Origin of the sequence: Sphingomonas insulae, from assembly GCF_010450875.1 — a bacterium.
GTDB classification, from domain to species: Bacteria; Pseudomonadota; Alphaproteobacteria; order Sphingomonadales; family Sphingomonadaceae; genus Sphingomonas; species Sphingomonas insulae.
Window position 1 is genome coordinate 1,215,712 of record NZ_CP048422.1, and the last position, 12,169, is coordinate 1,227,880.

At 65.3% G+C, this 12,169-nt stretch carries 14 protein-coding genes; 4 read left to right on the forward strand and 10 right to left on the reverse strand.

The features are described from left to right. Nucleotides 1-20: 20 nt before the first annotated feature. Nucleotides 21-2,162: a TonB-dependent siderophore receptor gene (locus tag GTH33_RS07410; RefSeq protein WP_163957867.1), complete on the reverse strand. Its 2,142-nt coding sequence runs from the start codon at nucleotides 2,160-2,162 to the stop codon at nucleotides 21-23. A 252-nt stretch (nucleotides 2,163-2,414) separates the two neighbouring features. Here GTH33_RS07410 and GTH33_RS07415 point away from each other — a divergent pair, with 252 nt between their 5' ends. Continuing rightward, nucleotides 2,415-3,095: a phosphatase PAP2 family protein gene (locus GTH33_RS07415; protein WP_163957868.1), complete on the forward strand. Its 681-nt coding sequence runs from the start codon at nucleotides 2,415-2,417 to the stop codon at nucleotides 3,093-3,095. Here GTH33_RS07415 and galE read toward each other — a convergent pair. After that, nucleotides 3,092-4,090, reverse strand: coding sequence for a UDP-glucose 4-epimerase GalE (gene galE, locus GTH33_RS07420; RefSeq protein WP_163959719.1), 999 nt, complete (start codon nucleotides 4,088-4,090; stop codon nucleotides 3,092-3,094). The two genes, GTH33_RS07415 and galE, sit on opposite strands and share 4 nt — an antisense overlap. A 64-nt stretch (nucleotides 4,091-4,154) precedes the next feature. Here galE and msrA point away from each other — a divergent pair, with 64 nt between their 5' ends. After that, the gene (msrA, locus tag GTH33_RS07425; protein WP_163957869.1) at nucleotides 4,155-4,694 is read left to right on the forward strand and encodes a peptide-methionine (S)-S-oxide reductase MsrA; all 540 of its coding nucleotides are present in this window, start codon (nucleotides 4,155-4,157) and stop codon (nucleotides 4,692-4,694) included. 118 nt (nucleotides 4,695-4,812) lie between these two features. Here msrA and GTH33_RS07430 read toward each other — a convergent pair whose 3' ends face one another. The 8 genes from GTH33_RS07430 to GTH33_RS07465 form a co-directional block, all read right to left on the reverse strand. Next, nucleotides 4,813-5,592: a sigma-70 family RNA polymerase sigma factor gene (locus tag GTH33_RS07430; RefSeq protein WP_163957870.1), complete on the reverse strand. Its 780-nt coding sequence runs from the start codon at nucleotides 5,590-5,592 to the stop codon at nucleotides 4,813-4,815. After that, nucleotides 5,589-7,598: a flagellar biosynthesis protein FlhA gene (gene flhA / locus GTH33_RS07435; RefSeq protein ID WP_243848422.1), complete on the reverse strand. Its 2,010-nt coding sequence runs from the start codon at nucleotides 7,596-7,598 to the stop codon at nucleotides 5,589-5,591. Before flhA ends, GTH33_RS07430 begins: the two co-directional genes overlap by 4 nt. Nucleotides 7,599-7,668: 70 nt before the next feature. After that, the gene (locus tag GTH33_RS07440; RefSeq protein ID WP_163957872.1) at nucleotides 7,669-8,535 is read right to left on the reverse strand and encodes a lytic transglycosylase domain-containing protein; all 867 of its coding nucleotides are present in this window, start codon (nucleotides 8,533-8,535) and stop codon (nucleotides 7,669-7,671) included. Between the two features lie 110 nt (nucleotides 8,536-8,645). After that, the gene (locus tag GTH33_RS07445) at nucleotides 8,646-8,960 is read right to left on the reverse strand and encodes a flagellar protein FlgN (RefSeq protein ID WP_163957873.1); all 315 of its coding nucleotides are present in this window, start codon (nucleotides 8,958-8,960) and stop codon (nucleotides 8,646-8,648) included. Beyond that, complete coding sequence (gene flgM, locus GTH33_RS07450) at nucleotides 8,947-9,252, reverse strand: flagellar biosynthesis anti-sigma factor FlgM (protein WP_163957874.1); 306 nt, start codon at nucleotides 9,250-9,252, stop codon at nucleotides 8,947-8,949. Before flgM ends, GTH33_RS07445 begins: the two co-directional genes overlap by 14 nt. A gap of 87 nt (nucleotides 9,253-9,339) precedes the next feature. After that, on the reverse strand, nucleotides 9,340-9,873 hold the full coding sequence (locus GTH33_RS07455; protein WP_163957875.1) for a flagella basal body P-ring formation protein FlgA: 534 nt from the start codon (nucleotides 9,871-9,873) through the stop codon (nucleotides 9,340-9,342). Next, nucleotides 9,870-10,403 (reverse strand): hypothetical protein, encoded by a 534-nt coding sequence (locus GTH33_RS07460; protein WP_163957876.1) that lies wholly within the window; start codon nucleotides 10,401-10,403, stop codon nucleotides 9,870-9,872. The genes GTH33_RS07455 and GTH33_RS07460 overlap by 4 nt, the downstream gene beginning before the upstream one ends. Continuing rightward, nucleotides 10,400-11,044, reverse strand: coding sequence for a MotA/TolQ/ExbB proton channel family protein (locus GTH33_RS07465; RefSeq protein WP_163959720.1), 645 nt, complete (start codon nucleotides 11,042-11,044; stop codon nucleotides 10,400-10,402). The genes GTH33_RS07460 and GTH33_RS07465 overlap by 4 nt, the downstream gene beginning before the upstream one ends. A 365-nt stretch (nucleotides 11,045-11,409) precedes the next feature. Between GTH33_RS07465 and flgB the strand changes: the two genes are divergently transcribed. Together flgB and flgC are read left to right on the forward strand one after the other, a co-directional pair. Continuing rightward, nucleotides 11,410-11,757 (forward strand): flagellar basal body rod protein FlgB, encoded by a 348-nt coding sequence (flgB, locus tag GTH33_RS07470; RefSeq protein WP_163957877.1) that lies wholly within the window; start codon nucleotides 11,410-11,412, stop codon nucleotides 11,755-11,757. Nucleotides 11,758-11,760: 3 nt separating this feature from the next. Beyond that, on the forward strand, nucleotides 11,761-12,168 hold the full coding sequence (gene flgC, locus GTH33_RS07475; RefSeq protein WP_163957878.1) for a flagellar basal body rod protein FlgC: 408 nt from the start codon (nucleotides 11,761-11,763) through the stop codon (nucleotides 12,166-12,168). The last annotated feature ends 1 nt before the right edge of the window (nucleotide 12,169 follow it).

Consider the following 12,169-nt stretch of genomic DNA (forward strand, 5'->3'; position numbering starts at 1 on the left):
TGCCTCCATCTGTATGGCGCTCAATAGCGCACGCTGATCGTGCCGAGGATGCTCCGCGGTGCGCCGTAACGGCTCTGGTCGAACGTCAGCGCCGTCAGGTATTTGGCGTTGGTGACGTTGCGCAGGTTGGCGCTGACCGACACTTGCGGGGTCAGTTCGTATCGCGCGAGCAGGTCGAGCAATGCGTAATTGCCCTGCGTGACGCGGATCGGCTGACCGGTGGTGACGGAATTGGTGCCCGGTTCGATGTAGAAGCGGCTCTGATATTGCATCGATGCGCCGAGCTTGAGTGCCGGCAGCGGCGCGGGCGAATAGGTGACGTTGAGCCGGGCGGTATTGCGCGGCACGAACGTACGCACTGCCTGGTCGTCGTCGCCGCGGACGCGCATGGTCGTGAAGCCGCCGGTGACCTGCAGCCCCTGAACCGGGTTGCCGCCGACCTCCAGCTCGATCCCCTGCGACGTGGCATCGACGCCGCGGTAGATGCTGCGGCCGAGCACCGTGTCGAACCCAACGGCTTCGGCAGTGTTCTGCTGGCGCGCCTGGAATACTGCGGCGCTGGCGTTGAACCGGCCGCCGTACCATGCGCCTTTCAGTCCGGCCTCGATATTGTCGCCTTTGATGGGGTCGAGCAGGCGGTTCTGGGCATCGAATTCCGTCTGCGGATTGAAGATCGTCGTATAGCTGGCATAGGCGCTGATCGTGCTGGTCAGATCGTAGGTCGCTCCGATGAATGGCAGTAAGCGCTTGTGATCATAGGCGGTCGGCGCGCCGTAGGATGCGCCCTCGCTCCGGGCGTGGGTGTAGCTGCCCCCGAGCATCACCTTCAACGGATCGGCGAGATTCATGCGGAAAAGCCCGTACACCGTCTCGCGCCGCGTGTTGGTGTCGAGGCTCAGATCATAGGCTGCCGGAAAGTTGGGTCGGGCGAAGGAGCCGCTCAGGAACGTCGAAAGCGGCAGCGAGACCCCGATCGCTGCATTGTCATAGCTGGAATATTGCCGATAGCGTTCGGCACCGCGCATGACGCCGAACATCACGTCGTGCTTCCGGCCTGCGATGGTGACCGGGCCGCCGGCATAGGCGTCGATCGTCAGGTTACGGGTTTCGCCCAGGAAGGCGCCGGGATAACTGGTGATGCCCAGACCCGTCGTGCGGTTCGGATTGCCAGTGACGTAGAACAGGCTGTTGTCTTCGGCCGTTGCCTTGCGCAGCACCGATAGCTTGGCCGTCCAGCCGTTCCCCATGTCATGCGTGATGTCCCCGAAGATCTGGCGATCGATGACGTTCCAGCTCGACCAATCGGGTGCGTAATTGGCGGATCGATCGTAATCGATGCGGGTGCCATCGGTATAGTAGAGCGGCAGCGCGCCCCACATGGCGCCGCGGCTCTTGTGCTCCTGATGCCCATAGCCGGCACTGACGACGGTGTTGGACCCGAGATCCGCCTCGACGATGCCATAGCCGGTCCAGCGCTTGAGCTTATAGCGATCGAGATAGCTGTCGCCGTTCGTATAGGCGCCGACCGCACGGGCACGCACGGTGCCGTCGGTCGTCAGCGGCACGCTGACGTCGCCGTCCAGTCGCAGCGTGTCGAACGAGCCATATTGGGCGCTCGCCGAGGCTTTCAGTTCGCGATACGGACGCTTGCGGATGAAGTTGATGACGGCTGACGGATTGCCGGTCGGCGAGAGCAGGCCAGGGGCGCCGCGCACGACCTCGATCCGGTCGTAGATCGCGGTGTCGATCGATCCGGTCTGGATGCCGAACGAGAAGGGCAGGCCGACGCCGTCGATCTGGAACGTCTGGATATCGAAACCGCGCGCCGAATAATAGATGCGATCGGTCTCGCCGGCGAAGACGCTGACACCGGGTACGGTCGTCAACAACGCGTTGACGTCGTTAAGCTGGAAATCCTCGATCTGCGCGCGGGTGACGACGCTGACCGATTGAGGCGTCTCGCGCTGGCTGAGCGGCAGGCGCGTGGCGGTCCGCTGGTTCTTGACGCCGTAATCATCGCTGCCTTCGCTGCGCTGGCCGGTGACGATGATGTCCTCACTTCGCTGCGGATCCTCGGAACCGGTGACCGGTGCGGCGACCGGGTCGGGCATCGTCGGCGAAACTGCGGCGGTAGCGGCCAGCAGGGCGATGAGGGCAGTCATGTTGTCTTACTCCGTGAACTCCGCGATCGAATAGCGGCTGATCAGGCTATTGCAAGTCGTTATCATTATCTTGTCGTCAGGGGGCTGGGTGTGTGAATTATCCGACGCACGGCAGTCGATGCGCGATGGTGATTTCGATAGATAAGGACGGCCGGACAGCGCCTTGCGCCGGGCGTGGTTCTCCTATCGTCGCACGGGGTTGTTCGAGCCTGTTCGGCACCACGTGATTGCTGATGCGTTCGTGCCGCATCGATGACCCAGACACCGGCTACTCCCCATATCGGCGCACGGCGCCTGCCCCCACTGCTCGCAGGCCTGGCGTTCATCGCTCTTGGGCTTGCAATCGTTCTCGTGGGGGCGTTTGCGACAGCCCATTATCCGTTCGATTTCGACCGCAGTCTCATCGTCGGGCTTCGCCAGTGGCATGGACCGGCGTGGCTGCCGAAAGTCGCGACCGACGTAACAGCGCTGGGCGGCGGCGTCGTGCTGACGCTGGTCGTCGTGATCGTGGCAGGTCTGCTGTTAATCCAGCGCTTGTGGCTGACCGCGCTCGCTATCGCACTGGCAAGTCTGACCGGTGGTTGGGCCATCGACCTTATCAAGGGACAGGTGTTGCGCGCCCGGCCCGATCTGGTGCCGCATCTGGTCGAGGCAGGCGGGTACAGCTTCCCGAGCGGTCATGCGACGTCGAGCGCTGTCGTCTACCTGACGCTCGCAGCGCTGGCGGGGCAGGTGACGCCCGATCGCGCCGCGCGCCGCTACCTGCTGGTCGTTGCCGTGCTGTTATCGGGCGCGATCGGATGCAGTCGCGTGTATCTGGGCGTCCACTGGCCTAGCGACGTGCTGGCCGGGTGGAGCTTCGGCACGCTTTGGGCGATCGGCTGGTGGACCGCCACCGCGCAAGCGCGCGCGGCGATCGGTGGAGAGCGCTAGTCCCGTTCAGCGAGCTTGCGCTCCCAGGCGAGGGCGTCCCTGACGATCGTGTCCAGATCGTCGCGTTGCGGGCGCCACGGCAACGCGGCCAGAATCGCGCTGTTGTCAGCGACCAGCGCAGCGGGATCGCCGGCGCGTCGCCCTTCGTAGCGGCGCTGAATGGTCAGATTGGTGACCCGATCGACCGCGTCGAGCACTTCGTTGACCGAGAAGCCGCGGTTGTAGCCGGCGTTGAGCGTGTGGCTACGCGTCGGTTCGGCGACGAGCAGTTCCAGTGCGGCGACATGCGCCGCGGCCAGATCGCTGACGTGAATGTAATCGCGCACGCCGGTGCCATCGGGCGTGTCGAAATCGGTGCCGAAGACCGACACCGTATCGCGTTTGCCGGTCGCCGCTTCTACCGCGATCTTGATGAGGTGGGTCGCGCCCACCGTCGACTGGCCCGAGCGGCCCTGTGGATCGGCGCCGGCGACGTTGAAGTAGCGGAGGGCGCAATAGTTGATCGGATGCGCGGCTGCGACGTCGCGTAGCATCGCCTCGGTCATCAGCTTCGACATGCCGTACGGATTGATCGGCACGGTTGGATCGCCCTCCTGCACCGGAACCTTCACCGGCGTGCCATAGGTCGCGGCGGTGGACGAGAAGATGAAGTGCGGCACGCCCTCGACAACGGCGCTTTCCAGCAGGGCTCGCGTCGCGACGGTGTTGTTGTGATAATATTTGAGTGGATTGCTGACCGATTCGGGCACCACGACCGATCCGGCAAAGTGCATGATAGCCACGACCCGATGATCGCGGATCGTTGCGCGGACGGTGGCGTCGTCCTCGATATTCGCCCGCACCAGCGTTGCGCGCGGATCGACCGCCCAGTCGAAGCCGGTGACGAGATTGTCGACGACGACGACGTCATGGCCGGCGTCGAGCAATGCGAGCACGGCGTGGCTGCCGATATAGCCGGCTCCGCCGGTGACCAGGACCTTACCGTTCAACGCCATCATCTGTGCTCCCGCCTTTCGGGCGCCCTAGCCGGTTCCTACATGGGAGCAAAGGAGACATGTGATGACGGAATATGTAACGCTGGCCGGTGGTTGCTTCTGGTGTACCGAAGCGGTGTTCAAAGATGTGATCGGCGTCGAAAGCGTCGAGAGCGGCTATATCGGCGGCTCCGTGCCGAACCCGACCTATAAGCAGGTCTGCGGCGGTGACACCGGCCATGCCGAGGCGATCCGGGTAGGCTACGATCCCGAACAATTGCAGCTTGGCGACCTGCTCGACATCTTCTTTGCGACACATGATCCGACGCAGTTGAATCGACAGGGGAATGACGTCGGCACGCAATATCGCTCGGCGGTATTCCCTGCGGACGAAGCCCAGGAAGCGCAGATGCGCGCGGCGATAGAGCGGGCGCAGGCGGATTCGCCCAAGCCAATCGTGACGACCGTAGAGCCAATGGCGACCTGGTATCCGGCGGAGGATTACCATCAGGATTATTGGGACACGTCGGGGCGCTCGAATCCCTATTGCATGGCGGTAATCCCGCCGAAGTTGCAGAAGCTGAGGAAGAGCTTTGCCGCTCGGTTGAAGGTGGTGGTGGCGTAACCTTATTGTTCGTCATTCCCGCGGCGGCGGGAATCCATGGTGGCTGAACGGGGTGATGGATCCGATACGTCAGCCAGTATGGATCCCCGCCTGTGCGGGGATGACGAAGGTTCGAGGGTTAGATTTTGCGCGCCAGCGCCTTTTTCAGTTTCGCATGCGCGGCGGCCTTGATCTGGCACACGCGGGCCGAGCCTACGCCCAAGACCTGGCCGATTTCCTCGAGATTCAGTTCTTCGACATAATAGAGCTGGACGACCTGCGCCTCGCGTTCGGGCAAAGCGCCGATCGCCGCGATCAGCGCGTCGCGCAGGTCACTTTCCGCCAGTTGTTCGAAGGCGTCGGGCGTGTCGTCGGCGAACCATGGCAGGTCGTCGGCATAGACGTCGTCCATCGATTCGAACCGTACGGCGTCCGCTGTCTCATAGTCGGCGCGCAGCTTGTCGACCGATACGCCCAACTCCGTCGCCAATGCGGCCTCGCCCGGTGTGCGGCCTGTCCTGGCCGTCAGTGTCGCGATCGCAGCCTGATATTGCCGCCGCCGCCGCATCGCGCCGCGTGTCGTCGTCGCCTGTCGCCGCAGTTCGTCGATCATGGCGCCGCGCAGCCGTGTCTGGAGATAGGCGCGGAACTGCGCACCTTGCTCCGCCGCCTGGCCGACCGCCTCGACCAGCGCGACCAGGCCGATCTGAACGAGGTCCTCGATATCGACAATCGTGCTCATCGATCCGTGGACGTGCCAGGCGATGCGGCGGACGAGCGGCAGATACTGCCGGATCATCGCTTCCTGATCGCCGCCGGGCCGCGTTACTCGCGTGTAGGTCAGCGGCTGTGGCGGGATCATGCCCGGTGGCGCCGGATGGGCGTCGGTAAACGCCAGTTTCATCGGTTCGGCGCTCATGCCGCCAGCGCCTGATGCTGCTGCGGTGCGCCGATGACGGCGACGACCTCGACCGCTTTTTCCTCGGGTACTTCAAAGAAGGAGAGGACCGGCGTGTCGGGCAAGACGGTCTTCACCAGCTTGCGGATGGCGATGCGGATCGCCGGCTGGACGACGAGCGCAAATGGCTTGGCCTCGGCTATCAGCGGCTGCGCTGCCTGTTGCAACGCATCGACGATACGGCGGCCAAGGTCGGGCTCGATCACGTGGCGGCGCGACTGGTCGGCCCGCGCCGCCTGGCCGAGCAGCCCTTCCAACTGGCCCTCCAGCGTCATCACACGCAACGGCTCGCGCACGCCGCACAGCTTCTGGATGATGAGCTGACCCAGCTCCGGACGGATCAGTTCGATGATCTCCTCGGCATCGGCACTGCGGGTGGCGGCGACGGAGATCGCCTGCGCGATACGACGGAACTCCTTCAAGGGGATGTTCTCCGCGAGCAGGCCCTTCAGGACCTGGGTGAGGGTGGTAAGGGGCAGCGGGTTGGGGGTCAGCGTCGCGACCAGTTGCGCGGCGCGCTCCTTCAGCCCGTCGAGCAGCGACTGGACCTCGTCCGGCCCCAGCAGATCGGTGGCGTGGGCGCCGAGCACGTGGTTGAGGTGCGTCGCCATGACGGTGCCGGCGTCGACGACAAGGAAGCCTGCGCCCGTCGCCGCATCGGCATCGCCGGCGGGGATCCACGTCGCATCGAGGCCGAAGGTCGGGTCCTTCGCCTTCTTGCCGGTAAGGTCGCCATAGGCCTGGCCCGTATCGAGCGCGAGCATCTCGTCCGGTGAGACCTGATCTTCGCCCAGCACGACACCGTTGACGACGATACGATAGGTGTAGGGTGCGAGATTGATGTCGTCGCGCACCCGGCATTGCGGCACGACGAAGCCGAGGTCGCGGCTGAGTTGGCGGCGAACGCCGGTGATGCGGCCCATCAGCGGCGCACCGCGACGCGGATCGACCAGCGGCACCAGGCCATAGCCGATGTCGAAATTGACCTGCATGCCGTCGGTCACCTCGTCCCAGCCGATCTTCGACGGATCGACGGGTTCCTCGGCGACTGCTGGCAGCGCTGCCACGACCGGACGGCGTTCGATCTGGCGCAGTTTCCAGGCGGCGAAGCCGGCGATGGCGGCGGTGGTGAGGATCACCATATGCGGCATGCCGGGCAGTAGGCCGAGCAAGCCGAGGATGATCGCCACCGGGGTCCAGGTGCGCGGGGAGCCGAACTGGCCGCCGATCTGGCCGGCGAGGTCCTTGTCAGACGACACGCGGGTGACGATGGCGGCGGCGGCGATCGACAGCATCAGCGACGGCAGCTGCGCGACGAGTGCGTCGCCGATCGCGAGCAGGATATAGCTTTTCGCCGCGGCGGCGATCGTCATGCCGTGGCTGACGGGACCCAGGATCAGGCCGCCGATCACGTTGGCGGCGAGGATCAGCATCGCGGCGACCGCGTCGCCCTTCACGAACTTGGACGAACCGTCCATCGAGCCGTAGAAATCGGCCTCGGTGGCGACCTCGACACGGCGCTTCTTGGCGTCTTCCGGCGTGATGAGGCCGGCGTTGAGATCGGCGTCGATCGCCATCTGCTTGCCGGGCAGGGCGTCGAGGGTGAAGCGCGCGCTGACTTCCGAAACGCGGCCGGCGCCCTTGGTGACGACGATCAGGTTGATGATCATCAGGATCGCGAAGACGAAGATGCCGACGACATAGTCACCGCCGATCAGGAACGTGCCGAACGCCTCGATGACGTGACCGGCGGCGGCTTCGCCCTCATGTCCATGGACCAGTACGATGCGCGTCGAGGCGACGTTGAGGCCGAGGCGGAACAGGGTGGCGAACAGCAGGACGGTGGGGAAGGACGAGAAGTCGAGCGGCTTTTGCGCATTGAGCGAGACCATCAGCACCGCGAGGCTGATCGCGATATTGGCCACGAAGAAGATATCGAGCAGGAACGCCGGGATCGGCACGACCATGACGACGACGAGCAGCAGGATGGCGAGCGGCAGCGCGGCGCCACGACCGTGGCGGAGGAGCTTGTTCACGTCAGCGGCCCCCCATGCTGGCGAGCATCATATAGGCAAGCCTTGCGTTGTTGGGCGATGGACGCAGCAGGCTGTTCGGCATCGCCGCGCCAGCGCTGAAACGTCCGCCCATCCGGGTCATGGCCTGCGTCGCCCAGGCGAGGGCGTCTTCGGCACTTTCGTTGTTACCGGTGACGACGGTCGATCCGTCGACATCGAGTGCCTGTGCGGCGAAGGCGAGATTGGCTCGACGCGTTTCGCTGACGCTATCGCTACCGTTCGCCGCGCCGAGCTTGTCGGCGAAGCGCTGGTAGATCGCCGAGAGGGTGCGCGGCTGCCCGTTCGAGGCGTAGAAGATCGAGCGGTTGGCGCCGGCAGCTTGCGGGAACAGCGACGCCGCGGTCGCGCCCGGATTGGATTGCATCGCCGACAGGAATTTCTTGGCGCCGCCGATCCCCAGGAAATGCGCCATGTACAAGTCGGTACCGTTGGTGGAGCGACCCAGCGCATCCTCCAGCACGTCCTTGTTGTCGGAGGCATGCTCGGCCGCCATCATCGAGGCGGCCGTGGGATCGTTGCGGAGGTTGAGGATGGCGGAACGGGTGGCGCTGTCCCCCACCGTGTAGCGGCCGCCGGCGGACTGGCCGATGCTGTCGGCGGCCCAGGCCATGCCATGTTCCGCGCCGTGTTTCTTGACCACCGCCAGCCAGCTCTGTTCGACGAACTGATACAGGCCCGATGCCGAGGAGGTGCCGGCACGCGCGTTGGTGTTGAGCCCGCTTTCGAGCTTGGCCTGGCCGAGGAGATAGTCGAAATCCACGCCCGTCTTGCTGCTTGCAAGCGCGATCGCCGATTGAACGCGGCTGGCAGAGATCGGATTGACGGTCATTGCGAAAGAAGCACACCCCTGTTGTCAGAGGGTGTTCAGCAAGAGCCGTGCCAGTTTTCCCAAGGTGTTGCCGCGTCACTCGCAGGACTGACGCACGGCATGAAACGCCGTCAGGCGTAGGCGGACACCAGCGTCGGGCGGAAACCATGGCCGGCATCACCGGTCAGGATTTGCAGGCGGCGGCGAACATTTGCCGCCATCAGATTCACATAGATGCGGCAGGTTTCGTTCAGGCGGTTCGCCTCGTCGGCCAGCTCGCGGATCTCATCGCCTGCTGGACCCGTGCCGAGCGCCGCGATCTGTTCGATGCCGGCCAGCTTGTCCTGCGTAGCGCGTTCCAACGCGACCACGTCGTTGGATTTCAGCGCGGCGATCTCTTCATGCAGCGCGTCGATGACGCGGATCAGGGCTTCACGCCGCTTCATGGCCGTCCCAGTTCATCTTGAGGGCAAGGAGCCGGTCCGCGATCGTCGCGGGCAGAATGGGAAACGACCCGTTCTGGATCGCCTTCCTGATCTCCTCGACGCGATCGCTGTCGACCGGGGGCGACGCGGCGAGCGTCTTGGCCAGATTGCTGAGTTGCGTATCCGCCGTCACCGGCGCCTGTTGCGCCGCCTTCGTCAGCGTCGGTTGCACCGTCGGCGCAGCCGCGGGTGCGGCGACGCGTGAGACGCTCCCACTTCCGTTCAGCGGCGTTGAGCCGATCGATTCCACCATGTCCGCACCTATCTGTGTTGCCTGACACAGGGATAAACGGCTGGGTCGAACGCGACTTTAGCAAAAAAGTTTACGTGGCTTAACGCGTCATTCGCCCCAGCCGGGAAGCGTCGCGTGGCCGGGCTCGATCGCGATCGCCTGTACCGGTCCCTTGGCATCCTCGACCTTGACCATGAAGCGACCACCGGGCGGGGCATCTGCCATCGCCACGCCTTCGCGGCTGATCGAAAAGCCATTGGAGCCCGCCTCGATAACGACGGGGTCGCCGCGACGGATGACCGGTTCCGCCTTCACCGCAGCGGCGACCGCGGGGCGCGCTGCCGTGGTTGGTGCCACTGCCACGGCGCGGATCACCGGCACGAAGATGCGCCAGTCCGGTCCCGAGCACGAGACGACGACGGCATCATGCGCCTCGGTACGCCACGCGAGCGCCACGGTGGAGCATTGGGCCAGCCGCAGCCGCGGATCGATCGGCGTGCGCGCGCCCCCTTCCGCGCCGACCGGCCGGCTGGTGAAGGCGGCGACGGCGCGATCGAGACCGCCGATGTCCTGGAAGGCGACGACGCCGCCCATCGGAGCGGCCGCAAGCAAGGGAGCGAGCAGGAGGGGGAACAGGGTCATGGCTGATGGTCCGAAGGCTGTTCGCCGGCAAAGGCGAGCGTGACGATCGCGGCGCGGCGGCCGGGGCGATTGGTGGTGGTGACGGTGATCCGGCGGCTGGTGCCGGTCAGTGCCGCCGCCAGCGCGCGGGCGCGGTCCGCGGCGAGGATTGCGGCACTGCCGGTGCCGGGGTCGACGTCGGCACGGGAGCCGTCGGTCGAGCCGGTCACGGTAAGCGCGACGCGTGGATCGCGGGCAGCCTCGCGCGCCCAGGCGATGACCGCGGCGGGGCTTTCCGGCAATGTGGCGGAACCGGCACCGAAGTCGAGCAGTCCCGCCGCCATGACCGGCAGCGGGACGGGCGCAGCGGCGTCGCCCGGGGCAGCTTTGCCACCGAAGCTGGCCCGCAGGGCATCGGTTACCGCTTTTGGTCGCTCGCTCGCCTGAAGCAGGACGAAGAAGCCGACCAGCAACAACGCCAGGTCGGCCAACGTCACCAACCAGAGTGGCTTCGACGGCGGCGGGTCGGGATAGAGCGCGGCGTTGATCATGCGACGCTTTGCAGTTGGTGGCGAGGCGTCTCGCGCAAGGCGAGAGCGACCAGCGGCCCCTCGATACGGGCGCGTTCGAACGCTTCGATGCGACCGGCGGCACGCAGGCGGTGGCAAATCGGCATCAGCAAGAGATTGGCCAGCAGAGCGCCATAAAGCGTCGCAAGGAGAGCGATCGCCATCGCGCCGCCGATCGCCTTGGGATCCGTCATATTGGCAAACATGCCGGCCAGTCCGATCAGCGTTCCGACCATGCCCATCGCCGGTGCGGCCTCTGCAGCGGCGGACCAGATGTCGGCGGCGGCCACGTGCCGTTCGATCCGCGCCTGCCGGAGGTAGCGCAGCAAGGCTTCGGTCTCGCGCGGCGTGGCGCCGTCGACGATCGCGGCGATGGCGGCCGCGACGTCGGGATCGGCGATCACGGATTTATCGAGCGCGACGATGCCGTGGCGCTTGGCGATCCGCGCCTGTGCCGCAATCTGGTCGAGCAAGGCATCGGCGCAGAACGGACGACGGATCAGTACGCGCAATGCCGACACGGCCCTCGCGGCATCCCGCGCGGGCGCCCGCAATAGCGTCGCGAGCAACGTACCCCCGCCGACGATGGCGAGCGCGACGGGATCGAAGAGCTGGGCGATCAACATGCCCCGTATAATGCAAGGGGCAGGCCAGTTTGCCCCAGCTCGCATGTCCGCGGTCGCGAGGCGGAGCTGGCGCACCATAGAGAAAGGAGGAATATCCGGTGCGCCGCATGAGGAATTCCATCCGGTCGTCGCAGCCCGGCTCCAGCACCGACGCACCCGGTTCGTTAAAGCGTCGGTTACCTTTGCCGCATGTCCGGCAAGCGGCGGCAATGCGCGGCAACGGCTTGCCGGCCGCCTTGCCGGTTGCGGGCATCGGTTCGGCAAAGCATGAAAAACGGCGTTTCCGACCCGTCGTTTCCAAAGTTGGCACGGGGGTTGCTTAGGTTCGGGGCAGCGCAATGGTGCGCCGGAGATTTGGGCCGATGGCCGCAGACAGTCTGTTCGGAGTTCATGGGGCCGCCCTCGAAGTGCGTTCGCAGCGCATGGGCGTGCTGGCATCGAACATCGCCAACTCCTCGACGCCCGGCTTCAAGGCGCGGGATATCGACTTCAAGTCGGCGCTTGCGTCGATGGAAGGGGACGGCGGCGATCGGGGGATCGCCGCCGCCACCAAATATCGCGTGCCGCTGCAGACGTCGATGGACGGCAACACCGTCGAGCTGAACCAGGAGCAGACCGCCTTCGCCGAGAATGCCGTTCAGTACCAGACGACGCTGTCGTTCCTGAACGGGCGTATCGGCCAGATCACCCGCGCGTTGAAGGGAGAATAAGCCATGGCCGACCCCATCAGCGTGTTCCAGGTCGCTGGCCGCGCGATGAGCGCGCAGTTGGTTCGCATGAACACGACCGCGTCCAACCTGGCGAACGCCGGCGGTACGACCGGTTCGGCGGACACTGCCTACAAGACGATGAAGCCGGTGTTCCGCACCAGCTTCGATGCGGCATCCGGTCTGGCGACCGTCGATGTCGAAAAGATCGTCACCGCGGGCGAAGCGCCGACCAAGGTCTACGATCCCAATAACCCGCTCGCCGACAAGGATGGCAATATCTACCAGGCCGCCGTCGACGAAAGCCGCGAGCTCGTCGACATGATGGAGACGGCCCGTTCCTACCAGAACAACGTCGAGGTGATGAACACTGCAAAGCAGCTCACCATCGATACCCTCAAGCTGGGCCGCTGAT